General features: G+C 74.7%; 22 protein-coding genes. 8 read left to right on the forward strand and 14 right to left on the reverse strand.

Annotated elements, in window-relative coordinates:
• Positions 1–10 precede the first annotated feature (10 nt).
• Together XF36_RS21840 and XF36_RS21845 are read left to right on the forward strand one after the other, a co-directional pair.
• Entirely contained in the window at positions 11–478 is a 468-nt protein-coding gene (locus XF36_RS21840) for a cupin domain-containing protein (RefSeq protein WP_060713397.1), read from the forward strand.
• Positions 479–485: 7 nt separating this feature from the next.
• Complete coding sequence (locus XF36_RS21845; RefSeq protein ID WP_060713398.1) at positions 486–1,190, forward strand: TIGR02206 family membrane protein; 705 nt, start codon at positions 486–488, stop codon at positions 1,188–1,190.
• On the opposite strand, the gene XF36_RS21850 is transcribed toward XF36_RS21845, so the two are convergent.
• Positions 1,147–2,085 (reverse strand): LysR family transcriptional regulator, encoded by a 939-nt coding sequence (locus XF36_RS21850; protein ID WP_060713399.1) that lies wholly within the window; start codon positions 2,083–2,085, stop codon positions 1,147–1,149. The genes XF36_RS21845 and XF36_RS21850 overlap by 44 nt on opposite strands.
• Positions 2,086–2,189: 104 nt before the next feature.
• On the opposite strand from XF36_RS21850, the gene XF36_RS21855 reads away from it, so the two are divergent.
• Positions 2,190–3,263: a tartrate dehydrogenase gene (locus tag XF36_RS21855; RefSeq protein ID WP_060713400.1), complete on the forward strand. Its 1,074-nt coding sequence runs from the start codon at positions 2,190–2,192 to the stop codon at positions 3,261–3,263.
• A 37-nt stretch (positions 3,264–3,300) separates the two neighbouring features.
• On the opposite strand, the gene XF36_RS21860 is transcribed toward XF36_RS21855, so the two are convergent.
• Positions 3,301–3,687 (reverse strand): hypothetical protein, encoded by a 387-nt coding sequence (locus tag XF36_RS21860; RefSeq protein WP_145981453.1) that lies wholly within the window; start codon positions 3,685–3,687, stop codon positions 3,301–3,303.
• Positions 3,688–3,729: 42 nt separating this feature from the next.
• Here XF36_RS21860 and XF36_RS34455 point away from each other — a divergent pair, with 42 nt between their 5' ends.
• Complete coding sequence (locus XF36_RS34455) at positions 3,730–3,822, forward strand: type II toxin-antitoxin system YoeB family toxin (RefSeq protein WP_145981454.1); 93 nt, start codon at positions 3,730–3,732, stop codon at positions 3,820–3,822.
• A 2-nt stretch (positions 3,823–3,824) separates the two neighbouring features.
• Here the strand turns inward: XF36_RS34455 and XF36_RS21865 are convergent, their stop codons facing one another.
• Positions 3,825–5,546, reverse strand: a complete 1,722-nt coding sequence (locus XF36_RS21865; protein ID WP_060713402.1) for a sigma-54-dependent Fis family transcriptional regulator — start codon at positions 5,544–5,546, stop codon at positions 3,825–3,827.
• A 139-nt stretch (positions 5,547–5,685) separates the two neighbouring features.
• On the opposite strand from XF36_RS21865, the gene XF36_RS21870 reads away from it, so the two are divergent.
• A complete protein-coding gene (locus tag XF36_RS21870) occupies positions 5,686–7,158 on the forward strand; it encodes a flavin-containing monooxygenase (protein ID WP_060713403.1) in 1,473 nt (490 codons plus the stop codon).
• Between the two features lie 70 nt (positions 7,159–7,228).
• Positions 7,229–8,038, forward strand: a complete 810-nt coding sequence (locus XF36_RS21875; protein WP_060713404.1) for an alpha/beta fold hydrolase — start codon at positions 7,229–7,231, stop codon at positions 8,036–8,038.
• A gap of 38 nt (positions 8,039–8,076) precedes the next feature.
• On the opposite strand, the gene XF36_RS21880 is transcribed toward XF36_RS21875, so the two are convergent.
• From XF36_RS21880 to XF36_RS21915, 8 genes are all read right to left on the reverse strand, one after another.
• On the reverse strand, positions 8,077–9,012 hold the full coding sequence (locus XF36_RS21880) for a helix-turn-helix domain-containing protein (RefSeq protein WP_060713405.1): 936 nt from the start codon (positions 9,010–9,012) through the stop codon (positions 8,077–8,079).
• A gap of 22 nt (positions 9,013–9,034) precedes the next feature.
• Positions 9,035–9,490, reverse strand: coding sequence for a CBS domain-containing protein (locus tag XF36_RS21885; RefSeq protein WP_060713406.1), 456 nt, complete (start codon positions 9,488–9,490; stop codon positions 9,035–9,037).
• The gene (locus XF36_RS21890) at positions 9,487–10,461 is read right to left on the reverse strand and encodes an NAD(P)/FAD-dependent oxidoreductase (RefSeq protein WP_060713407.1); all 975 of its coding nucleotides are present in this window, start codon (positions 10,459–10,461) and stop codon (positions 9,487–9,489) included. Before XF36_RS21890 ends, XF36_RS21885 begins: the two co-directional genes overlap by 4 nt.
• A complete protein-coding gene (gene fdxA, locus XF36_RS21895; RefSeq protein WP_060713408.1) occupies positions 10,458–10,772 on the reverse strand; it encodes a ferredoxin in 315 nt (104 codons plus the stop codon). Before fdxA ends, XF36_RS21890 begins: the two co-directional genes overlap by 4 nt.
• A gap of 81 nt (positions 10,773–10,853) precedes the next feature.
• A complete protein-coding gene (locus XF36_RS21900) occupies positions 10,854–13,013 on the reverse strand; it encodes a molybdopterin-containing oxidoreductase family protein (RefSeq protein WP_060713409.1) in 2,160 nt (719 codons plus the stop codon).
• A 135-nt stretch (positions 13,014–13,148) separates the two neighbouring features.
• A complete protein-coding gene (locus XF36_RS21905; RefSeq protein ID WP_060713410.1) occupies positions 13,149–13,994 on the reverse strand; it encodes a 3-hydroxybutyryl-CoA dehydrogenase in 846 nt (281 codons plus the stop codon).
• 126 nt (positions 13,995–14,120) lie between these two features.
• A complete protein-coding gene (locus XF36_RS21910; protein WP_060713411.1) occupies positions 14,121–15,902 on the reverse strand; it encodes a lipopolysaccharide biosynthesis protein in 1,782 nt (593 codons plus the stop codon).
• Between the two features lie 49 nt (positions 15,903–15,951).
• Positions 15,952–17,145 (reverse strand): hypothetical protein, encoded by a 1,194-nt coding sequence (locus XF36_RS21915; RefSeq protein WP_060713412.1) that lies wholly within the window; start codon positions 17,143–17,145, stop codon positions 15,952–15,954.
• 183 nt (positions 17,146–17,328) lie between these two features.
• Between XF36_RS21915 and XF36_RS21920 the strand changes: the two genes are divergently transcribed.
• Positions 17,329–18,609, forward strand: a complete 1,281-nt coding sequence (locus XF36_RS21920) for an amidohydrolase (RefSeq protein WP_414706204.1) — start codon at positions 17,329–17,331, stop codon at positions 18,607–18,609.
• 9 nt (positions 18,610–18,618) lie between these two features.
• On the opposite strand, the gene XF36_RS21925 is transcribed toward XF36_RS21920, so the two are convergent.
• Positions 18,619–19,518: a serine hydrolase gene (locus tag XF36_RS21925; protein ID WP_060713413.1), complete on the reverse strand. Its 900-nt coding sequence runs from the start codon at positions 19,516–19,518 to the stop codon at positions 18,619–18,621.
• The gene (locus XF36_RS21930; protein WP_060713414.1) at positions 19,515–20,384 is read right to left on the reverse strand and encodes a LysR family transcriptional regulator; all 870 of its coding nucleotides are present in this window, start codon (positions 20,382–20,384) and stop codon (positions 19,515–19,517) included. The genes XF36_RS21925 and XF36_RS21930 overlap by 4 nt, the downstream gene beginning before the upstream one ends.
• Positions 20,385–20,468: 84 nt before the next feature.
• Between XF36_RS21930 and bla the strand changes: the two genes are divergently transcribed.
• Positions 20,469–21,380, forward strand: a complete 912-nt coding sequence (gene bla / locus XF36_RS21935) for a class A beta-lactamase (RefSeq protein ID WP_064485480.1) — start codon at positions 20,469–20,471, stop codon at positions 21,378–21,380.
• Positions 21,381–21,446: 66 nt separating this feature from the next.
• Here the strand turns inward: bla and XF36_RS21940 are convergent, their stop codons facing one another.
• Entirely contained in the window at positions 21,447–22,253 is an 807-nt protein-coding gene (locus XF36_RS21940) for an SGNH/GDSL hydrolase family protein (protein WP_060713415.1), read from the reverse strand.
• Positions 22,254–22,353: the final 100 nt, after the last annotated feature.

Below are 22,353 nucleotides of genomic sequence, written 5' to 3' on the forward strand. Positions count from 1 at the left end.
GGAGGCCGCCGTGAGCCGCATCGAGATGCCGTCCGGCGAGACCATCGACGTGCTGCACAGCGGCGCTCCGGCCTTCGAGTTCGAGGCCGTCGTACCGCCCGGGGTGGCCGGTCCACCGCCGCACCGGCACCGGGGCGCCACCGAGTCGTTCACCGTGCTCGAGGGCGTCCTGCGGGTACGGGTCGGAGGCTGGACGAGCCTGCTGCACCCCGGCGACGGGATCGTGGTGCCGCCCGGCGTCACGCACTCGTTCGACAACGGGAGCGACGGCCCGGTGCGCGTGCGCACCGTCGAGACCCCGGCCGGGTCCCTGGAGGAGCAGTTCCGGATCCTGGCGACGGCCGGGCGGCTGCCACCGCTGCGCCGGCTCGCGCGGCTCAACGTCGCCCACGGCCTGGACTTCTCCCTCGCCGGGATCCCCGACGCGGTGCAGCGCCCGCTGTGGCGGTTGCTCGCGGCGCTGCCCGGTGCGTCATGATCTGGCGATGGGGGACACCGGCGTCTTCGTGCCCTACGGCGCGACCCACTGGGGCGCGCTGACCGTCGGGGTCCTCGGCACGGTCGCGCTGGTGGCCCTCGGACGGCGGCTACGCGGCACCCCCGCGGAGCTGCGCCTGTTGCGCGCGTTCGCCGTCGTCATCGTCGTGCTGCTCGTCCCGCTGCAGGTGCGGCTGCTGACCCCGCAGACCTTCGACGTCCACATCTCGCTGCCGCTGCAGCTGTCGGACCTGTCCTGGGTCACCGCGGCGGTCGCCCTGTGGACGCGGCGCTGGTGGGCCTGCGCGCCGCTCTACTACTGGGGGCTCACCCTGACCCCGCAGGCGCTGCTCACCCCGGCCACCGACTCCCCCGACCTCCCGCACGTCGCGTTCCTGCACTTCTGGGCGCTGCACCTGCTCGTGACCTGGGCGGCGGTGTACCTGACCTGGGGGGCGGGGGTGCGTCCGACCTGGCGCGGGATGGGCGTGACGCTGGCGGCGACGGTCGCCTGGGCGGCCGTGGTGCTGCCGTTCAACCTCGCGGCCGGCACGAACTACGGCTTCCTCGCCCACAAGCCGTCGAACGCCTCGGTGCTGGACCTGCTGGGACCGTGGCCGGTCTACCTGGTGGTGGAGTTCGTGCTGGTCGCGATGGGGTGGGCCGTGATCACGTGGCCGTGGACCCGGCGCCGGGAACGGGAACCGGCCTGACCGGCAGCCGCTCCGCCAGCCCGTCGACGAGGTGGTCGAGCACCGCGCGGACCCGCCGGGGCGGATCGGCCCCGTGCACCGCCAGCAGGTCCGCCGACGGCGTCGGGACGTCCGCCAGCACCTGCACCAGCTCCCCCGACGCGAGCAGCGGCGCGACCTGCCACAGCGAGCGCATCACCAGCCCGCGCCCGGCCTGGCACCACGCCGTCGCGACCTCGCCGTCGTTGCAGGTCATCGCGCCCGTCACGCGGACCCCGGCTGCGTTGGCGTCGGTCCCGAAGCGCCAGTGGGCGTAGGCGGTGTCGTTCTCCCGGATCACGATGCAGTCGTGTCCGGCCAGGTCGGCCGGGGTGCGCGGGGCGCCGCGGCGGCCCAGGTACGACGGCGCCGCGCACACCACGCGCCGGTTGCGGTGCAGCACCCTGGCGTGCAGCCGCGAATCCGGCAGCGGTCCGACGCGCACCGCGAAGTCGTAGCCGGAGCCGCCGACCGCGACCGGCAGGTGCGACAGCTCCAGGTCGACGCGCAGGTCCGGGTTGGCCGCCTCGAACGTGCCGAGCAGCGGCGCGACGTGCGCCCGGCCGAACCCCATCGACGAGTGCACCGCGATCCGGCCGTGCAGCCCCGAGCGCCGACGGCCGATCTCGTCCTCCAGGTCGTCGATCCGGCCCAGCACGTCGCGGGCGCCCTCGGCGTAGCGGCGGCCCTCGTCGGTCAGGGTGAGACGCCGGGTGGACCGGTTGACCAGGCGGACGCCCAGGCGTCGTTCCAGGCGGGCGAGCCGCTTGCTGACCGCCGACACCGACACGCCCCACTGGCGCGCCACCTCGGTCAGCGTGCCCGCGGCGGCGACCCCGGCGAAGAAGCGCAGGTCGTCGAACTCGGGCAGCTCCACGCCTGCTCCTTCCCCGTGCGGAAAGACTGTCCGGTCCGGAGGACGGTTCACCGCGCCCGGTTCGCCGATCAGGATAGATGCAACCGAGTCGAGGAGGACACGACATGACCGCGCACCGCATCGCCGTCATCCCGGGCGACGGGATCGGCAAGGAGGTCGTCCCGGAGGGCGTCCGTGTGCTGACCGCGGCCGCGGAGCGGTTCGGGATCGGGCTGGAGTTCACCGAGTTCGGCTTCGCGAGCGCCGACCACTGGCTCGAGCACGGCACGATGCTGCCCGAGGACTGGTTCGAGCAGCTGCGCGGCTTCGACGCGCTGTTCTTCGGCGCCGTCGGGTGGCCCGAAGTGCTGCCCGACCACGTGTCGCTGTGGGGGAGCCTGCTGCAGTTCCGCCGCCGCTTCGACCAGTACGTCAACCTGCGCCCGGCCCGGCTGCTGCCCGGTGTCGCCGCTCCGCTCGCCGGCCGCTCCCCCGGCGACATCGACATGCTGATCGTCCGGGAGAACACCGAGGGCGAGTACTCGCCGGTGGGCGGGCGGATGTTCTCCGGAACCGACCGCGAGGTCGTGATTCAGGAGACCGTCATGACACGCATCGGTGTCGACCGGATCCTGCGCTACGCCTTCGAGCTCGCGCGGCGGCACCCGAACCGGCACCTGACCTCGGCGACGAAGTCCAACGGCATCGCGATCACCATGCCGTACTGGGACGAGCGCGTCGCGGCGATGGCGGCGCAGTACCCCGACGTCGACGTCGACTCCTCCCACATCGACATCCTCGCGGCGCGGTTCGTGATGAGCCCGGAACGGTTCGACGTCGTGGTCGCCAGCAACCTGTTCGGCGACATCCTGTCCGACCTCGGGCCGGCCTGCACCGGCACGATCGGCGTCGCGCCGAGCGCGAACATCAACCCGGAGCGGGAGTTCCCGAGCCTGTTCGAGCCGGTGCACGGGTCCGCGCCGGACATCGCCGGGAAGGGCGTCGCGAACCCGGTCGGCCAGATCTGGTGCGGGTCGATGATGCTGGAGCACCTGGGCGAGCACGAGGCCGCGGCGGCGGTGCTGGCCGCGGTCGAGGAGGTCGTCGGGCGGGGCGGCGCGGCCGTCACCCTGGACCTGGGCGGCACCGCGACGACGGCCGAGCTGGGCGCGGCGATCGCCGAGGTCGTGCGGGGATGAGCCCGGCCGGCGCGCCCCGGCGGCCGGGCGTCGCGGCTCACCCAGAGAGGAGCGCGACCAGCCGACGGGCCGCGTCGGGTGGCAGCCGGCGACGGCCGCGCAGGTGCCGGAACACCGGTGCGAGCACCGGGTCGGCCAGCAGCTCGGCCCGCGGCACCGGCCGTCCGACCGGCACGACGACGCCCGCCGCGTGCCGTCCGCCGGGGTGCGGCTCGGCGGGACCGGTGAACGCGAACAGCGCCATCACGCCGCCGCCCGGCCCGGTGCGGTAGACCGCAGCCCGGTCACCCGGCGCGGTCCCGGCCAGGCAGCAGGGCTCCGCGGGCGGGTCGGCGACCGCGTCGGCGTCCCAGAGCAGGACGGTCTCGGGCAGCACGATGTCCGGCGACACGATGTCCGGCGACACGGCATGGGGGTGGGGCACGGCCCGGTCGTACCGCACCGGGAGCGGTTCTGCTCGTCCGGCATGGTGGAACGAGCACACGAGCACCGGCTCGTGCTCGAGATCGTCGACGACGAGGCCCGCATCGCCGCCTGCCGTTACCACCACGGCAGCTGACCTCACCCCGTGATCCGGTACTGCGCGATCTTCCGGTAGAGCGTGGACCGGGCCACCCCCAGCGCCGCGGCCGCGGCGGCCCGGTTCCCGTCGGTGTCGCGCAGCGCGGCGACGATCGCGTCCCGCTCGGCCCGGTCCACCGCCCGCAGCGTCCCGGACGGCGCGCTCTGGCAGGACTCGGGCAGGTCGGTCGCCTCGACCACACCCACCGGCCGCCGGCCCAGGGCCGCGGTCAGCGCGTCGCGCAGCTCGGTCACGTTCCCCGGCCACGGGTGCCTGCTCACCGTCCGCAGCGCCCCGGCGGACAGCCGCACGTCGCGGCCGGGGGCGAGCTCGGCGAGCAGCGCGGCGACCAGGCCGGGGAGGTCGCCGGGGCGGCCGCGCAGCGGCGGGACCGGCACCGACACCCGGAACCGGGCCAGCACGGCGTCGCGGACGGGGTCGGGGACGGCGGTGTCCGCACGGGTGCCGGCCGTCGGCAGGTCCCCGCGGGCGAGGGCGGGCGGCACCCCGGCGTCGCGCCGGTCGAGGTCGCGCAGCAGCACCAGCGCCCGCTGCCCGGCCCGCCGGACGCGGTCGTCGAGATCGGCGCCGTCGTCGTCGGGGCCGACCTCGACGACCGGGCCGGGCCAGCAGTCGGCGATCAGCCGCGCGCGCCCGGAGCCGGGCTCACCGGTGACCAGCAACGGCGTTCCCGCCCCCAGTGCCGCGGCGACGGCGGCCCGCGCCACCCGCCAGGCCGGGCTCACCCCGTCGGCGCCGGACCACGGGGTCGTCGCGACCGGGCCGGCGGGGTGGCCGCCGTCGGCCTCGCGCAGGAGCGTCACCACCGCCACCAGGCCGGCGAGCGCCCCGCCGGCCGGGACGACCGCGCCGCGCAGCCGCGCCCGGGTCCCCGACGGCAGCTCCACCCGGTCGTCGACGCCGGGGCCGCGCAGCAGCAGGAACCTGGCGTGGTCGGTGAGCGCGGCGTGGTCGTCCGCGTCGAGCAACGTCTGCATCGCGCTGTTCGCCAGCACCGTGCGGCGCCCGACGGCGAGCACCGCCCGCCGGGTGCGGGACTCGGTGCGGGCGTAGGCGTCGAACAGGGCCTGCTGGGCGGGGTCGCGGTCGTGCAGCAGGGCGTCGGAGATGCGGGCGGCCGCCGAGCGCACCAGCGACAGCAGCAGCGGCGAGGAGTGCTCCGCGCGACAGGACAGGTCCAGCACCGCCTCGACCCGCCCGGTCGCCGGGTCACGAACGGGGGCGCCGGCGCAGGCGTAGTCGTGCAGCTGCTCGACGAAGTGCTCGGCGCCGACGATGTGCACCGGCCGGCCGGACTCCAGCACGGTCCCGACCCCGTTGGTCCCGACCGCGCCCTCGGCGTAGCCGAAGCCCGCGGCGAACGCGTTGACGTCCGCGGACCGCGCGATAACCGCGTCGGTGTCGAGGCGCACCAGCAGCCGGGCACGGTCGTCGGTGAGCGCGACGCACACCCCGATCCCGGCGACCTGCTCGGCCAGCTGCTCCATGACCGGGCGCGCGCACCGGACCAGCCGGGAACCGGTGTCGAGGTCGGGGTGGAAGCGGTTCGCGATCGTCGCGGGGTCCACCCCACCCGCGATGCTGCGCCGCCAGGACGCGACGACGTGACCGGGCACGCCGGGCGGTGCGGCGTCGGGCCGGTCGAGCAGCTCGGCCCGCGCGGACACGAGCTCGCGACGGCGTGCGAGCAGATCCCCCATCGACGCACCTCTCTGTGCTCGTCATCACATGATGCGGCACCGGTCAACACCCCCCGGTGTCCGAAGTTCGGACACCCGGGGACCGGGCCGGCCGCCCTAGCGTCGAGAGACCGCCGTCACACCTGCGCCCGGAGGACCCATGACCGCCACGACCAGCGAGCACGTCGACGTCCTGATCGTCGGGGCCGGGGTGTCCGGCATCGGCGCCGCCCACCGGCTCCGCGAGGAGTTCCCGGACCGGAGCTTCGTGCTGCTGGAGGCCCAGGACGCCCCCGGTGGGACCTGGTGGACCCACCGCTTCCCCGGGGCCCGCTCCGACAGCGACCTGTTCACCTACGGCTACCGGCACAAGCCGTGGACGGGGCCGTCGATCGCCGCGGGCGCGGAGATCCTGGCCTACCTCGACGAGGTCATCGCGGAGGACGACCTGGCCGGGCACATCCGGTACCACCACCGCGTCACCGCTCTGAGCTGGTCGTCGGCGGAGTACCGGTGGACCGCGGAGGTGACGCGCACCGACACCGGTGAGACCCTGTCGACGACCGCGTCGTTCCTGTGGATGTGCCAGGGCTACTACAACCACGACGAGCCCTACACCCCGCAGTGGCCCGGCCTCGAGCAGTACGCGGGGACCGTCGTGCACCCGCAGTCCTGGCCGTCGGACCTCGACGTCACGGGCGCGAAGGTGCTGGTCATCGGGTCCGGCGCCACCGCGGCGACGGTCGTCCCGGCGACGGCGGCGACCGCCGAGCACGTGACGATGCTGCAGCGCTCGCCGTCGTACTGGTTCCCCGCGCCGACCGTGCACGACCTCGCGACGATGCTGGAGCCCCTCGACCTGCCCGCCGAGTGGACCCACGAGATCCTGCGCCGCACCTACGTCCAGCAGCTCGACTGGCTGGCCACCACCGGCCGCGACGACCCGGACGCACTGCACGAGTTCCTGATCGAGTCGATCCGGCCGCTGCTCCCCGAGGGCACCGACATCGAGAAGCACTTCGTCCCCCGCTACCGCCCCTGGCAGCAGCGCATCGCGTTCGTGCCCGACGGCGACTTCTTCGCCGCGATGCGCGAGGGGAAGGCGTCGGTCGTCACCGACACCATCGCCCGGTTCACCGAGAAGGGCGTCGAGCTGGACTCCGGGGAGGTCATCGAGGCCGACGTCGTCGTCACCGCGACCGGGTTCGACCTGGCCGTGTTCGGCGACATCCCCTTCACCGTCGACGGCGAGCCGGTCGACTTCACCCGCCACGTCACCTGGCGCGGGCTGATGATCGAGGGCATCCCGAACATGGCCTACGCCTTCGGCTACTTCCGGCACAGCTGGACGCTGCGGATCGACCTGGTCAACGACCTGATCGGCCGCATCCTCGCGCGCATGGACGAGCGCCGCCACCAGGTCGTCGTCCCCACCGTCGCACCGCAGGACGCCGACATGCCGCGCCTGCCGTGGGTTTCGGAGGAGAACTTCAACCCCGGCTACATCGGGCGGTCCGCGCACCGGATGTTCGGCCAGGGCGACCGCGAACCGTGGACCCACATGCACGAGCACGACGTCGACCGGGTCGAGCTGCCGAAGGCCGACCTCGACGACGGCCTCCAGTACCGCTGAGCACCGCCGAGCACCCCTGAGCACCCCTGAGCACCGCCGACCCGACCGCACACCCCCGAGGAGACCCACCGTGCCCCGCATCACCGTGTCCACCGGCGTCGAGCTGCACTACGAGACCGCAGGCGACGGCGACCCGCTGCTCATGATCATGGGGACGTCCGGCGCGATCCCGCTCTGGGGCGAGCTCGCGCACCGGCTGGCCCAGACCCACCGGGTCATCACCTTCGACAACCGGGGGCTGGGCGGCAGCGACCGCGGGTCCGGGCCGATCACGGTCGGGTCGATGGTCGCCGACACCTCCGCACTGCTCGACGCCCTGGAGATCCCGCGCGCGCACCTGCTCGGCTGGTCGCTGGGCTCGGCCGTCGCGCAGGAGATCGCGCTGACCCGCCCCGGGCAGGTCGCCTCGCAGGTCCTCTACGGCACCTGGGGCCGCACCGACGGCTTCCAGCGCGCGGTGCTGAGCGCGCTGCGCCTGCCCTACGTGCACCGCGACATGGAGTCCGCGCTGACCGCATCGGGGCTCGCGTTCTCCCCGCAGGCACTCGACGACCCGAACGTGGGCGCGCTGCTGGAGGCGCTGCTGCCGGCGTTCCCGCAGGACGAGGCACAGATGCAGGTGACCGTCGAGCAGTGGGACGCCGACCTCGACCACGACACCCTCGACCGGCTGGACGCGATCACGGCACCGACGCTGGTCGCGGTGGGCGAGCAGGACCTGCTGACCCCGCCCTGGCAGTCCCGCGCGGTGGCCGAGCGCATCCCGGACGCCCGCTTCGAGCTGGTGACCGGGCCGGGGTCGAGCCACTGCATGCACCTGGAGCGGCCCGAGGACCTGACGAAGCTGGTCACCGGGTTCCTCGGCCAACAGCGGATCTGAGCGGAGCGGCCGGGCGGGCCTCCCCGCCCGGCCGGCCCTCAGGACTCGCGGTGCGCCTTCGGCGACCGCCCGAACCGGGTCCGGAAGGCCCGGCTGAACGCCGCCGGGTCCGGCATGCCCCATCGGGCGCCGATCGCGCCGACCCCGACGTGCGCGAGCTCGGGGCGGCGCAGGTCGGCCCAGGCGCCCTGGAGCCGTTCCTCCCGGATCGCCCCGGCCACCGTGGTCCCCTCCTCGGCGAACAGCTTGTGCAGGTAGCTGACCGAGATCGCACAGGCGGCCGCCACCCCGGCGGGGTCGAGGTCCCGGTCGGCGATGTGCTCGCGGATGAACCCGCGGGCCCGGGTGACGTGCAGGTTCTCCGGCACCGCCGCCGGCACGGTGCTGCGCACCAGCGCGACGAACACGTCCCCGATGGTGCGGGCGACGGCCTCCTGGGCGGCCTCGGGCACGTCGTCGCCGATCGCGCGGTTCAGCGACGACAGCAGCGGCGGGAGCATCGCGCCGATGCCACGCCGGCCGTCGAAGGTGATCGCGGTGACGGCGGCGGTCTCGGCGGCCGACAGCGGCAGGGAGCCCTTCGGGTGCAGGCAGACCTGGTACTCGAAGCAGTCCGAGGTGACGAAGGTGAACGGCCGGCTGCTGTCGTAGATCACGAACTCGCCGGGGCCGATCACCGCCTCCCGCCCGTCCTGGACGACCAGGGTGCGTCCACGGCGGGCGAGCGCGATCTGGAGGAAGTCCTCGTCTGCGGAACGAACTTGCCGTACAGTCCTGTCGAAGCGGTGCGGAACCGAGGCTATCCGCCGCAGGTGAGTACCCGCGACGGACGCCGCCGTCACTCGTCCGGAGACCAGGCCGCCGGTGGAGGGCCTGACGTCGAGGGGCACGAACTGGTCGCAGACCGTCGAGCGCCAGAAGTCCAACCGGTCGGTCTCGGCCACGGTGGTGGTGTCGAGCGTGACCAAAGCCATACCCGAGCATCGCACGCGCACGTCACGATCGTGTAGCTCCGATGTGAGGAACGCGTTCCGCGGCGCGCGCCCGGACCCCTTCGTCCGTGCAGAACCCGGCCCCCGAGCGCTTGAGACAGAGCAGGCCCAGCAGCCGGCCCCGGTAGTCGACGACGGCCAGGCGCCGCCGGCCGGCCCCGGCCATCGCGCCCCGTACGGACTCGGCGTCGGCGGCCGGGGCGACGGTCCGGCCGGAGAGCCCACCGAGCCAGCGCACCGGCGCGGCGGCGGGGCGCCCCTCCAGGTCGGCCCGCTCGACGACGGTGAGCAGCACCCCCCGGTCGACGACGAGCAGCGCGTGCACGTGGCCGTCGCGCAGGGCCTCGCGTGCCTGGTGCACCGTGGTGGTGCGCCCGCAGGTCTTCGGGCAGCCGATCATCGCCCGCCCGACCGTGCCCGGCGACCACCCGCCGCCGGGCCCCGCGGCCGGGGCGCTCATGCCGCGTCGCTCGAGTGGCCGGGCACGACCGGCAGGTCCGGTCGCACCAGCGGGACGAGGTTGTTGACCGCCAGCGCGGCCTCGCCGAACCCGACCGAGATGAGCCGGACCTTGCCCTCGAAGTCGGTGATGTCCCCGGCCGCGAACACCCGCGGCAGCGTGGTGCGCATGGACCGGTCGACGGCGATGTGGCGCCGGCTCATCCCGATCCCCCAGCTCGACAGCGCGGCCAGGTCGGCCTTGAAGCCGAGCGCGGCCACGAGCTCGTCGACCTTCAGCGTCTCGACGCCGTCCGGGCCGGCGACGTCGACCTCGGCCACCCGGTCGTCGCCGCGGACGTCGGCGACCTCGTAGGGGGTCAGGATCCGCACCGAGGAGGCACGCAGCTCGGTGACACTGCGCTCGTGCGCGCGGAAGGCGTCGCGCCGGTGCACCAGGGTGACCGACGCGGCCAGCGGCTCCAGGCACAGCGCCCAGTCCACCGCGGAGTCCCCGCCGCCCACGATCAGCACGTCCCTGCCGGTCAGCTCGGCCGGGCGCGGCACGGCGTAGCGCAGCCCGCGTCCGACGTAGTCGCCGCCCGCGGGCAGCGGGCGCGGCGTGAACCGGCCCATCCCGCCGGTGACCAGCAACGCGCCCGCCCGGATCCGCACGCCGCGGTCGGTGGTGACGGCGACGCCGTCGTCGAACTGCTCCAGCCCGACGGCGTCGTGCCCGAGCAGGTAGGTCGGTTCGGCCAGGGCCGCCTGCTCGATCAGGGAGTCGACCAGGTCCTGGGCGCGGACCCGGGGGAAGCCGGCGACGTCGAACACCGGCTTCTCCGGGTAGAGCACCGACATCTGCCCGCCGAGCTGGTCCAGGGCGTCGACGACGACCACCGACAGCCCGCGGAAGCCGGCGTAGTAGGTGGCGTAGAGCCCGGTCGGTCCGGCACCGACGACGACCAGGTCCGCGCTGAGCTCGCCGCTCACCGGGGCTTCCGCGCAGCGACGATCGGGTGGTCGCCGTCGGCGGGGTCGGCGTCCTCGCCACCGCCGGAGAAGCCCTGCTCGCGTACGAACAGCGCGTTCGCCTCGACGAAGTCGAGCTGTTCGGCGGGCATCTTGTGCTCCCAGTGGATGGCCTCGCTGGGGCAGGCGGGCATGCACTTGCCGCAGTCGACGCACTCGTCGGGATGGATGTACATCATCCGCTCCCCCGGGTAGATGCAGTCGACCGGGCACTCCTCCATACAGGCACGGTCCTGCACGTCGATGCAGGCTTCGGTGACGACGTAGGCCACGGGGTCTTTCCTCCGATGTGGACGGTGGTGACAGGTGGGTGGGCGACCCGGCCGGAGAGGGGGCTCCGGCCGGACCGCGGCTCAGGCGGTCTCGACCTCGACGAGGGTGTCGGAGAACGTGGGCGCGTTGCCCAGGTCGCCGAACACCGTCGGGTTGACGGCGGCCAGGGTGGAACCCGCCTTGGAGTTCTTCCGCCAGCCGCCCATCGGGCTGACGACCACGCCGGGGGACACGGTGTCCTGCAGCGAGGCGAGCACGGTGAACTCACCGCGGTCGTTGAACACCCGCACCGGGGACCCGTCGGTGATGCCGCGGGCGGCGGCGTCGTCCGGGTGCACGATCAGGGTGTGCTCGTTCGCGACGCGGCGGTGGAACTCGTGGCTGCCGAAGCTGGAGTTCACGAACGCGTGCGACTTGGGCGTGAGCAGGTTCAGCGGGTAGCGCGCCGCCAGCTCCGGGTCCGCCGCGGCGGACTCGCGCGGCGGGATGTAGTGCGGCAGCGGGTCGACCGGCTCGCCGGGCTGGTGGTCGTTGGAGCCCTGCCGGAACAGCGGGACGACGAAGTTGCCGCCCGCCGCGGCGGAGGAGACGAACTCGACCTTGCCCGACGGCGTCGGGAAACCGCCCTCCGCGTGCGGGGCGTAGGCGTCCGGGGCGGGGACGTTGAGCCGCTGCCAGCCCTGCTCCTTCAGCGACTCGACGGTGATCCCCTCCATGTGCGGGTGGGACCAGTCGAACGCCTCGGCGATCATCTCGGCGTCGGTGCGGCGGAAGACCGGGTCGTCGAAGCCCATCGCGGCCGCGATCCGGCGGAACATCTCGGTGTTCGGGACGGCCTCGCCGAGCGGCTCGATCGACTGGTGGTTGTAGGTCACGTAGAGGTGGCCCCAGGAGAACATGATGTCGTCCTGCTCGATCTGCGTCGTGGCCGGCAGGACGATGTCGGCGTACTCCGCGGTGTCGGTCATGAACTGCTCCGACACGACCGTGAACAGGTCCTCGCGCTGCAGCCCCGCGATCAACCGGTCCTGGTCGGGGGTGGTGACGACCGGGTTGGAGTTGTAGACGAACAGGCCCTTGATCGGCGGCCCGGCCGGCACGTCACCGGACAGCGCGGCACCGAGCCGGTACTGGTTGATGACGCGGGTGCCCGGGGTCAGCATCTCCGGGTGCATGAAGGCGCCCCAGTTGACCGGGAACGCCCACAGCGGCAGCTGCAGGATCCCACCGCCGGGCTTGCGCCAGGCGCCGACGAGGCCGGGCAGGCAGGACAGCGCGCGCACGGTCTGGCCGCCGCCCGCGTGCCGCTCGACGGCGACGCCGATCCGGATCACCGACGGCTGGGCGCCGGCGTACTCGCGGGCCAGCGTGCGGATGGTCTCGGCGGGCACGCCGGTCTCGGACTCGGCCCACTCGGGGGTGTAGCGGGGCACGCGCTCGGCGAACTCGTCGTAGCCGACGGTGTGGTTCGCGATGTAGTCGTCGTCGGTCAGGCCCTCGGCGATGATCACGTTCGCCATGGCCAGTGCGAGGGCGCCGTCGGTGCCGGGGCGGATCGCGATGTGCTGGTCGGCGGCGGCCGCGGTGCGGGTGCGGACCGGGTCGACGACGACGACCTTCGCCCCGTTCTTCTTCGCCTTCGCGATGTAGGGCCACAGGTGCAGGTTGGTGCTCATGATGTTGCACGCCCACACCAGGATGAACTTGGAGTGCACGAGGCTCTCCGGGTCCACGCCGGCGGTGTCGCCGATGGTCATGGCGTAGGCGGTGCAGGAGCCGGAGTCGCAGTAGGTGCGTTCGGCGACGGTGGCGCCCAGCTTGGCGAAGAACGGATCGCCGACGTTCAGGCCGTTGAGGATGCCCTGGGTGCCCAGGTAGCTCACCGGCATGACGGCCTCGGGACCGTGCTCGTCGGCGATCGCCCGGAACCGGGTCGCGATCTCGGTGACGGCGTCGTCCCAGCTGATCCGCTCGAAGCGGCCGCTGCCCTTCGGTCCGGTCCGGCGCATCGGGAACAGCACGCGGCCCGGGTCGTAGACCCGGTCCAGGTAGTTGTTGACCTTCACGCACAGACCGCCGTTGGTGTACGGGTGGTCCGGGTCACCGACGACCGAGGTGGCCTTCCCCTCGCCGTCGACGGTCACCAGCATCGCGCAGGTGTCCGGGCAGTCCTGCGGACAGGCGGCCTTGACCACCTTCTCCGTCACGGTGGTCGCCGGGGCCTCGTGCGTCGCGGTCATGGATGCTCCTCGCCTCGTGGTGGGATGGCGTCGCCCACGAGACTGGCCGCCCGACGACCTGCGGTCTTGGCCCGGGGAGCACACCCGTTGTCCCGGGGAGCACAACCGCGCTCCCCGGGGTCCGGGGCAGGTGACTCAGGAGTAGGTGTAGAAGCCGCGCCCGGCCTTCTTGCCGAGCAGCCCGGCGTCGACCATGCGGGCCAGCAGCGGCGGCGGCGCGTACAGCGGCTCCTTGAACTCCGCGTACATCGACTCGGCGACGGCCTGCACGGTGTCCAGGCCGATCAGGTCGGACAGCGCGAGCGGGCCCTGCGGGTGCGCGCAGCCGCGGACCAGTCCCTCATCGATGTCCTCGGCGGTGGCGAAGCCGGACTCCATCATCCGAATCGCCGACAGCAGGAACGGCACCAGCAGCGCGTTGACGACGAACCCGGCGCGGTCCTGGCAGTCGATCGCCTTCTTGCCGAGCCCCTCCTCGACGAAGGTGCGGGCGGTGGCGAGCGTGTCGTCGGCGGTCATCAGGCTCGGGACGAGCTCGACCAACGACAGCACCGGCACCGGGTTGAAGAAGTGGATGCCGACGACCTTCTCCGGCCGCTTCGTCGCCACCGCCAGCTTCATGATCGGGATGGACGACGTGTTCGACGCCAGCACCGCATCGGTGTCGGTGACGAGCCGGTCCAGCTCCCGGAAGACGCCGGTCTTGAGGGCCTCGTCCTCGGCGATCGCCTCGACGACGAGCTCCCGGTCGGCCAGCGCGTCCAGGCCCTCGATCACCTCGATGCGGGCCAGGACCTCCTCCGCCGAGTCGATCCGGCCGCGCTTCTCCGCCCGGGCCAGCGACGACTCCAGCCGCGCCCGGCCGGCCTCCACGGCGGCGGCGGAGGTCTCCACGACCCGCACGCCGTACCCGGCCCGTGCCGCGACCTCCGCGATCCCGGATCCCATCTGGCCGCAGCCGACGACGCCTACGCGCTCCATGAGCACCTCGTTCCCTCGCACGCGTCCCGGGATCTCCGGGACACCGACGGTCGACGACCTCCGTCGTCGTCGGACCGTGCACAACCCTGCCCGCAGGGCGTGTCCGGGCGCACGCGGGGCGTCGGCTCAGCGGCGGTCGGCGGGCGTCCCGACCGTTCGCGGCGCGTCACCGCGGCCGACGGCGGGCAGCTGCACGGTGGCGTCGTCCACCGGGGCCGCGGGAGCGGCGGGCCCGGTCGGGAGCGCGGGCCCGGCAGGCGCCGCAGGGGCTGCGGGGGCTGTGGGAACGACGGGGCCGGATCCGGAGCCGGCCGGGCGCGGCCCGCGGGGAGCCCCGCCCCCGCGCAGGCTGCGCACCACGCCGAGCTCGGCGGCGAACCGTCCGCGCAGCACGACCAGCGTCCCGAGCGTGGCGATCCCGCCGGTCAGGGCGGCGACGGCGAGGGTGACCAGGTCGATCCCGAGCGGGCGGACCAGCGTCGCGACGCCCCAGGTCGCCGCGACGGTCAGCACCAGCGCCGGGACGTGCTTGAGGTACATCCGCAGGACCGCGCCCATGAGGCCGGGTGAGACCCGTGCGGAGAACTGCAGCATCACCAGGAAGTGGATCACGATGGCGAGCGAGGCCCCCGCCGCGACGCCGACCAGGCCCCACAGCAGCCCGCCGGTCACGGTCAGCACGACGACGTAGCCGGCGTAGAGCCACTGCCGCCAGGCCGCCCGGTAGACCGCGCCGGTGGCCCGGGTCAGCGAGGTGCTGATCTTGTAGGAGGTGCGCGGCAACAGCACCAGCGCGAACAGCTGCACGAGCGGCACGACGGCGTCCCACTGGTCGCCGAGCAGCACGTGCACGACCTCGGGCGCGAGCACGCACAGCAGGACCGCGGCCGGGACGGTGACCAGCGCGACGAGGCTGGCGCTGCGGACGTAGGCGGCGCGCAGCCGGGGGCCGTCGTCGCGGACCCGGGCCATCGCCGGGAACAGCGCCTTGTCCGCGGCACCGCCGATGATGTTGGCCGGCTCGGAGAGCAGGTTGTAGGCGCGGCCGTAGACGCCGAGCGGGCCGGTACCCAGGGCGTTGGCGACGACGAGCTTGTCGGCGTTGAGCGCGAACCAGTTGCCGAGCTGGGCGAGGGAGAATCCGGCGCCGTAGCCGAGCAGCGGACGCAGCCGGGCCCAGCTCGCGGCGGGGCCCTCGGGCCGGAACCGAGGCCGGGTCAGCACCAGGTAGCCGACGCACTTGGCCACGGCGGCGGCGATCTCGCCGTAGGCGAGCGCGGTGGCGCCGTACCCGGCCGCGGCCAGCGCCACGCTCACCCCGATCAGCGCCGGCCCGGCCGCGACGAGGTCGACGGTGGCCATCGAACGGAACCGCAGGTCGCGTTGCAGCAGCCCGAGCGGCGTCGCGGCGGCACCTGCGAACAGCAGTGCCACCGACAGCAGCGGCAGCAGGCCGGAGTCGGCGGGCAGCCCGACGAGCGGGCTGAGCACCGGCGACCCGGCCGCGAGCACGGCCGCGAACACCGCGGCGACCAGCACCGAGAACCAGAACGCGGCCGTCACGTCGCGGTCGTCGAGGCGCTCGCGGTGCACCAGCGACGCGGCGACACCGAGCTGGGTCACCAGCTGGGTCAGCCCGACGACGAGCAGCGCGGCCGCGGCGGCACCGAACTCGTCCGGGGTCAGCAGTCGGGCGAGCGCGACGGTAGCGCCGATCTGCAGGACCGCCTGGCCGACGGTGCCGGTGAACGCCCAGGCGAAGCCGCGCGCGGTCCGTGTCGTGAGCGAGGGTCCGCCCGTCGCCCGGTCCGGCGACGACGGCGGGCCGTCCGGTGGCGGTGGGTCGGCCGGGACGGGCCGCAGGGGCCGGGTCGGGTCGTCGGGCAGGTCGCCGCCGGGTCCGGTCACGCGGGTCCTCCGGTCGTCGGGGCGGGTCGGCGCGCCGGAGGGCGCGCCGTCAGTGCCGCTTCCCGCGGAGTGCGGGATGCAACCGGCCGACGGTACCGAGCGCGCTGTACCACGCGAGCTGGGTGGCCCCGCTGTGCGCGGCGTCGCCGCGACGGGGCTCGGCGAGCAGTCGGGCGCGGTTCATCCCGGAGATCGCCGGATGGAACACCGAGTTCCCGACGCCGCGGGTCAGCACCAGGTCGGGCAGTCCCTCCACCGACGCGCGGTACTCCGCGGGCACGCCGCGCAGGCTCCAGCAGTCCGACCACGACGGCGGCTCGCCCGGGTAGTCGAGGACGAACTCCAGGTCGAGGACCTTCAGTCCGGCACGCTCGTCCCACACCAGGTTGTGCGGAGACAGGTCGAGCACGAAACGGCCGCGCTCGTGCAGGTCGCGGCAGAACCGCAGCAGCGTCCGCACGACCTCCGGGCGCAGCTGGGCGAGCTCGCCCGGCAGCCGGCGCACGACGTGCCGGCCGGTGTCGCCGTAGAACGGGGTGAGCAGCCAGTTCTCCCCGCGCTCGAGCAGCTCCGGGACCTCCGGGAGGTCACCGAGCTCGAGGCGGGCACGCAGCTCGCGCTCGAACGCCTCGCGCGCCCCGGGCCGGAACACCTTGCACACCGACGGCCCGTGCACCGGGTGGCGGACCAGTGCGACGCGGGCACGGAACCCGGGCGAGGTGCCGCCGAGCATCCGCACGACCGGGAAGGGCATCGCGCACCGGCGGCCCAGATCGGCGACCGGGCCGGCGATGCGGTGCAGGATCCCCGGGTCCCCGAGCGCGTCGAGCAGGGCGAGGGCGTGCTCCGGCGACGACGACGCCTGCACCGGCAGGTAGTGCTCGCGCGGCGGGACGCGGCGCAGCACCCGCTTCTCGGTGTAGTCGAGGACGGCGGCGACCCGGTCCTGGGTGGCCCGCACCCCGGAGGTGCCGACCGGGGCGACCACGTCGCAGGCGACCACGAGCGCGTACGGCGCGCCGGCCGGGGCCGGCCGGGCGGGCGGTGCGGGCACCTGGCCCCGGACCCGGGTGACCTGCTGGTCGTCGAGGACGACGACGTCGAGGATCTCCAGCCCGCGGGCCACCCCCGCGACGGCCTCGTCGAGCAGCGGAGCGGCCGCGGAGCGGACCACGAACACGGCCAGGCCGCGCCACCGGTCACCGGTGTCCGGACCGGTCGGACGGACCTGTTCCAGGGTCATCGAGGCGCTCCAGCCGGTTGCGTCATGGGCTGATCCTAGGGCGAACTTGAACAAACCGTTAACCCGACCGGTCATCCGATTGTCCCCGGGATGGCGGTTTCACCACATCGGGTGAGGGTGTCGCCATCACTCCACTGCGCCGCCCGTGTCGCTCGAACGGGTTCCGGACTACGTTCGCCGGGTGTGAGCGACAGTCACCCCGGCGCCGGCCTCGACGACCTCTACGACGACCTCGCCAACCTCGACGACCTCGCCGACCTGTACCGCGACCTCCACCGCCGTCCCGAGCTCTCCTTCGCCGAGACCCGCACCGCGGGGATCGCCGCGGAACGGCTGCGCCGGTGCGGCTACGAGGTGACCGAGGGCGTGGGGCGGACCGGCGTCGTCGGCGTGCTGCGCAACGGCGACGGCCCCACCGCCCTGCTGCGCGCCGACATGGACGCACTGCCCGTCGCCGAGGACACCGGCCTCGACTACGCCAGCACCGTCCGCGCCGTCGGCCGCGACGGCGAGGAGACCGCCGTCGCGCACGCCTGCGGGCACGACATGCACGTGACCTGCCTGGTCGGTGCCGCCGCCGAGCTCGCCGCGACCCGCGACACCTGGCGGGGCACGCTGCTCGTGGTGTTCCAGCCCGCCGAGGAGTTCGGCGCCGGGGCCGACGCGATGCTCGACGACGGCCTCTACGACCGGTTCGGCACCCCCGACGTCGTGCTCGGCCAGCACGTCGCGCCGCTGCCCGCCGGGCTCCTCGCCGTCGCCTCCGGGCCGGCCTTCGCGGGCAGCGACAGCCTGCGGATCACCCTGCACGGCGTGGGCGGGCACGGGGCGCGCCCGGAGACCACCGTCGACCCGGTGCTGCTGGCCGCGGCGACGACGCTGCGGCTGCACACCGTCGTCCCGCGCGAGATCGCCGCGACCGAGACCGCGGTGCTCAGCGTCGGGATGCTGCGGGCGGGCACCAAGGAGAACGTCATCCCCGACTCCGCCGAGCTGGGGCTGACCGTGCGCTCGTACACCCCGTCGGTGCGCGGGCGGGTGCTCGCCGGGATCGAGCGGACCGTGCGCGGCGAGGCCGCGGCCTCCGGGGCACCGAGGGACCCCGAGGTCCGGCTGCTGGAGTCGTTCCCGCCGGTGGTCAACGACGCCGACGCGGCCGAGCGCACCCGGGCCGCGCTGGCCACCGTCACCCCGCTCCCGGTCGTCGACCCGGGGCCGGTGACCGGGAGCGAGGACGTCGGGCGGTTCGCCGTCGCCGCCGGGGTCCCGTGCGTGTTCTGGCTGCTCGGCGGGGCCGACCCGGGCGCGTTCGAGGGCGCGGCCGGCGTCGCGGAGATCCGGGAGCGGAGCGCGTCGCTGCCGTCGAACCACTCCCCCCGCTACGCGCCGGTGATCGAGCCGACGTTGTCGGTCGGGGTCGCGGCGCTGGTCGCGGCGGCGCGGGAGTGGCTGCCGGCGGGCTGACGCGGCGACTCAGAGCGCGGGGGCCCGCAGCGCGTGCACCGCGACCCGGGCGGCGGCGCCGATCGCGGCGTCCGCGCGCGGCACGGTGGTGTCGCTGCGGGCGGAGTGGGTGAACACGGCGACGGCGACCGGGTGCTCGCCCGGGTAGGTCACGACCCCGACATCGTTGCGCACCGCGCCGACCGTGCCGGTCTTGCCCGCCACCTGCGTCGGTGCGGGGAACCCGGCACGCAACCGGTGCGGCCAGATCTGGGCCCCGAGCAGCCGGCGGGCGAACGCCGTCGACGCCTCCGACGCGAGCTCGCCGCGCCACAGCAGCGCGAGCAGCGCGGTGACGTCCGCGGCGGTGGTGGCCGACCCGTAGACCGGGCTGAGCGCGCGGACCTCGACCGGGACGTCGTTGTCGGCGAGCACCCCGAAGGCCGCGGCGACGTCGTCGGTGCCGGTGTCGGCGAGCAGGTCGGCGAACACCTCGTCGGTGCCGCCGCGGATGCGGGTCCCGGGCAGGCCCAGCTCGGTGGGCAGCGCAGCGACCCGGTCCCGGCCGACCCGGCTGTGCACGACGTCGGCCGCGGCGTTGTCCGAGGCCGTCACCATCGACGTGACCAGGTCCCGCCAGCTCATCGTCACCGGGTCGACGAGCGCGGAGATGCCGGTGAGCCCTGGCGTGCGCGGCACCGGGACGACGACAGGCTCCCGCGGGTCGACCGTGCCCGCGTCGACCTCCCGGCAGTAGGCGACCAGCACGAACAGCTTGTAGACCGACGCCATCACGACAGGGGCGTGGGCGCCGGCGTCGACGTCGCGGTCGGAGTGGTGCGGGCCGTCCCCGGAGACCGGGCGGGCGTGCAGCCAGCCGCGCACCCCGGCGTCGCGGAACACCGCGCGGACCTCGTCGGCGGGGCTCACCCGGGCTCCCGCAGCGCCGCGACGAGCGCGTCGACGACGCCCTCCGGTGTCCCGGTGCGGTGCACCACCCGGACCCGGAACGGCACCGGCTCCCCCGCCGCCGATCGGCGGGCGACGCCCTCGGCGCTCAGGCCGGGGTCGGGGGTGAGCGCGAACGCGGCACCCGTCGCGACCAGTGCGAGCGCCTCCGACGGCGAGGCGGCCCCGGCCGCGGTGACCGGGCAGCCACGGATGTCGAGGGTGTCGAGCAGCAGGTCGTGGGCGGCCGGGGCGTGGGCCCGCGGCGCGGTCGCGAGCTCCAGGCCGCGCAGCGTCCGCAGCACGACCGGCCCGGGCCCCGCAGCGGCCGGGTGTCCGGCGGGCAGCAGCAGCGTGGTCGGCAACGCCACGACCGGACCGGCGCGCGCCGACTCCAGCACCGCCGGGTGCGCGACGACGGCCACGTCGAGCGTCCCGTCCGACACCGCGTCGACCAGGGCCACCGTGGTGGCGACGGTGGGGGCCACCCGCAGCCCGGTCACCGCCGCCGCGCGGGCCGCCAGCCGTGCGGTCGCGGCCGGCCCGAGGTCGGCGACGGCCCCGAGCCGCAGCACCCGGGCGGCCTCGGCGTGCCGGACGGCGGCCAGGACGAGCGCATCGGCGTCCTCCAGCAGCGCACGGGCGCGGGGCAGCAGGTCGCGCCCGGCCGCCGTCGGCGCGACGCCACCGGGTCCGCGGTCGAACAGCACCACCCCGAGTCGGGTCTCGAGCCGGCGCAGTCCCTGCGACAGCGGCGGCTGCGCCATGCCGAGCCGGGCGGCCGCGCGGCCGAAGTGCCGTTCCTCGGCGACGGCGACGAAGAAGCTCAGGTGCCGTAGCAGGTCCACCGGCCTCGCCTCATATCGAACGGGTATCACACGCGCAGCTCGATCGTATTCGCGCTATCGCCGCGGATCGGCCACGGTGCGCCCATGACGATCTCCCGTCGCTCCCTGCTCCTCGCCGGCGCAGCACTCGGCGGCACCGCGCTGACCGGCTGTGCACCGCCCGCACCCGCTCCTCCCGCAGCCGCTCCGCCGGCCCCGGACACCGGGACCGCGCCGATCCCCGCGATGGCCGACGTCGAGCGCACCTACGCCCGCACGATCGGGGTGCACGTGCTCGACACCGGCACCGGCCGCAGCGCCGGGCACCGCGACGGCGACCGCTTCCTGATGTGCTCGGTGATCAAGGCGCTCATGGCCGGGTTCACGCTGCACCGCTCGCTGTCCGACCCCGGCCTGCTCGACCGCCCGGTCCGCTACGGACGCGCGGACCTGCTGGAGTACGCGCCCGTCACCACCCGGAACCTCGCGACCGGGATGACGGTGGCCCAGCTGTGCGAGGCCGCCGTCACCGTCTCGGACAACACCGCCCACAACCTGCTGCTGCGCGAGGTCGGCTCCCCCGCCGAGCTGACCGCCTGGCTCCGCACCACCGGCGACACGGTCACCCGCTCCGACCGGGCGGAGACCGCGCTGAACGACCGCGACGGCGAGCGCGACACCTCGACCCCGGCCGCGCTGGCGTCCACGCTGCGCACCCTCGTCCTCGGCGACGCGCTCCCGGCCCCACAGCGCGACCGGCTGGCCGGCTGGCTGCGCGCGAACACCACCGGCGACCGGCAGATCCGCGCGGCGGTCCCGGCGGGTTGGGGCGTGGGTGACAAGACCGGCTCCGGACCACTCGGGGAGCGCAACGACTCCGGGGTGCTCTACCCGCCGGACGGCGCACCGCTGGTCCTGACGGTGTTCACCGTCCCGGCCGACCCGGCCGACGAGCAGCGCGGGGAGGACGCCGTCGCCGCCGCGGCCCGCGCCGCCGTCGCCGCGCTGCGCGGCTGATCCGACGGCGCACCCGACCCGACCGGACACGGAGGTCCGGCCGGGGGCCGGGAACGGGCGCGCCGGTCAGATCCGGGCGAGCACCGCCCGCAGGATCGCGACCTGGCCGATCGGGCTGGGGTGCAGGCCGTCGTCCTCCCAGAAGTCGGGCCGCACCGGCATCCCGGACAGGTCGACCGCATCCGGGTCGACCTCCAGGACCGTCGCGACGAGCCCGGGGACGTCGGCCGGGTCCCACCACTCGCCGGTGAGCTCGCGGGTGGCGGCCACCCGACGGGGGTCGACCGGCGGCGGGACGACGAACCGCACCCGGGCGCCACTCTCGGTCTCCAGCAGCAGGCGCAGCGCCCGCAGGTTCCGTGCCGTCTCGCTGATCGACACCATCCGGATCCCGGTGGTCGTGCCCTCCCGGCGGATGTCGTTCGTGCCCAGCATGACCAGCACCCGGGTCGGCACCCGGGAGACCAGGACCGGGCCAAGCGCGAGCGCCTCGGAGCTGGTCCGGCCGGACAGCGCGAGCACCTCGACCGTCGTCTCCGGTTCGACCATCGGGACCAGCTCGGCGAGCAGCCGTGCCCAGCTCAGCCGGTCGGCGGACAGCGAGTCGCCGACGACCACGACCCGCTCTCCCGGACGCAGCCCCATCCGGTGCAACCCGGCGGCGACCGGCGGCTCGTTCCGCAGTGCCCGCGCCGCGGACCGGACCCGTGCGGCGAGCCCGGCACGCACCCCGGCGACGGCCGACGGGTCCAGGCCCGCGGTCGTCGCGAGCAGCCGGTCGATCGACTCCTCCTGCACCCCGAGCGCCGCGAACGCCGGCCAGGCGGTCAGGTCGGCGAACCGGATCAGCCGGCCCATCAGGTCCTCGTCCACGTCGCCTCCTTCTCCGGGCACGGTCCACCGGGTCCGGAGAAGGGATCATCGCCCACCCCCACCGGTCCGCCGCGCACGGCTCCCGGGACCGCCGGCGCGG

It is taken from the genome of Pseudonocardia sp. HH130629-09, assembly GCF_001294645.1.
Taxonomy (GTDB): Bacteria; Actinomycetota; Actinomycetes; order Mycobacteriales; family Pseudonocardiaceae; genus Pseudonocardia.

Bases quoted from the DNA above. Each gene is read 5' to 3' on its own strand.
- bla (WP_064485480.1), top strand. From the start codon at position 20,469: ATGACGATCTCCCGTCGCTCCCTGCTCCTCGCCGGCGCAGCACTCGGC.
- XF36_RS21885 (WP_060713406.1), bottom strand. From the start codon at position 9,490: ATGAGCGCCCCGGCCGCGGGGCCCGGCGGCGGGTGGTCGCCGGGCACG.
- XF36_RS21905 (WP_060713410.1), bottom strand. From the start codon at position 13,994: ATGGAGCGCGTAGGCGTCGTCGGCTGCGGCCAGATGGGATCCGGGATC.
- XF36_RS21915 (WP_060713412.1), bottom strand. From the start codon at position 17,145: ATGACCCTGGAACAGGTCCGTCCGACCGGTCCGGACACCGGTGACCGG.
- XF36_RS21870 (WP_060713403.1), top strand. From the start codon at position 5,686: ATGACCGCCACGACCAGCGAGCACGTCGACGTCCTGATCGTCGGGGCC.
- XF36_RS21900 (WP_060713409.1), bottom strand. From the start codon at position 13,013: ATGACCGCGACGCACGAGGCCCCGGCGACCACCGTGACGGAGAAGGTG.
- XF36_RS21880 (WP_060713405.1), bottom strand. From the start codon at position 9,012: ATGGCTTTGGTCACGCTCGACACCACCACCGTGGCCGAGACCGACCGG.
- XF36_RS21845 (WP_060713398.1), top strand. From the start codon at position 486: ATGGGGGACACCGGCGTCTTCGTGCCCTACGGCGCGACCCACTGGGGC.
- XF36_RS34455 (WP_145981454.1), top strand. From the start codon at position 3,730: ATGGTGGAACGAGCACACGAGCACCGGCTCGTGCTCGAGATCGTCGAC.
- XF36_RS21855 (WP_060713400.1), top strand. From the start codon at position 2,190: ATGACCGCGCACCGCATCGCCGTCATCCCGGGCGACGGGATCGGCAAG.
- XF36_RS21865 (WP_060713402.1), bottom strand. From the start codon at position 5,546: ATGGGGGATCTGCTCGCACGCCGTCGCGAGCTCGTGTCCGCGCGGGCC.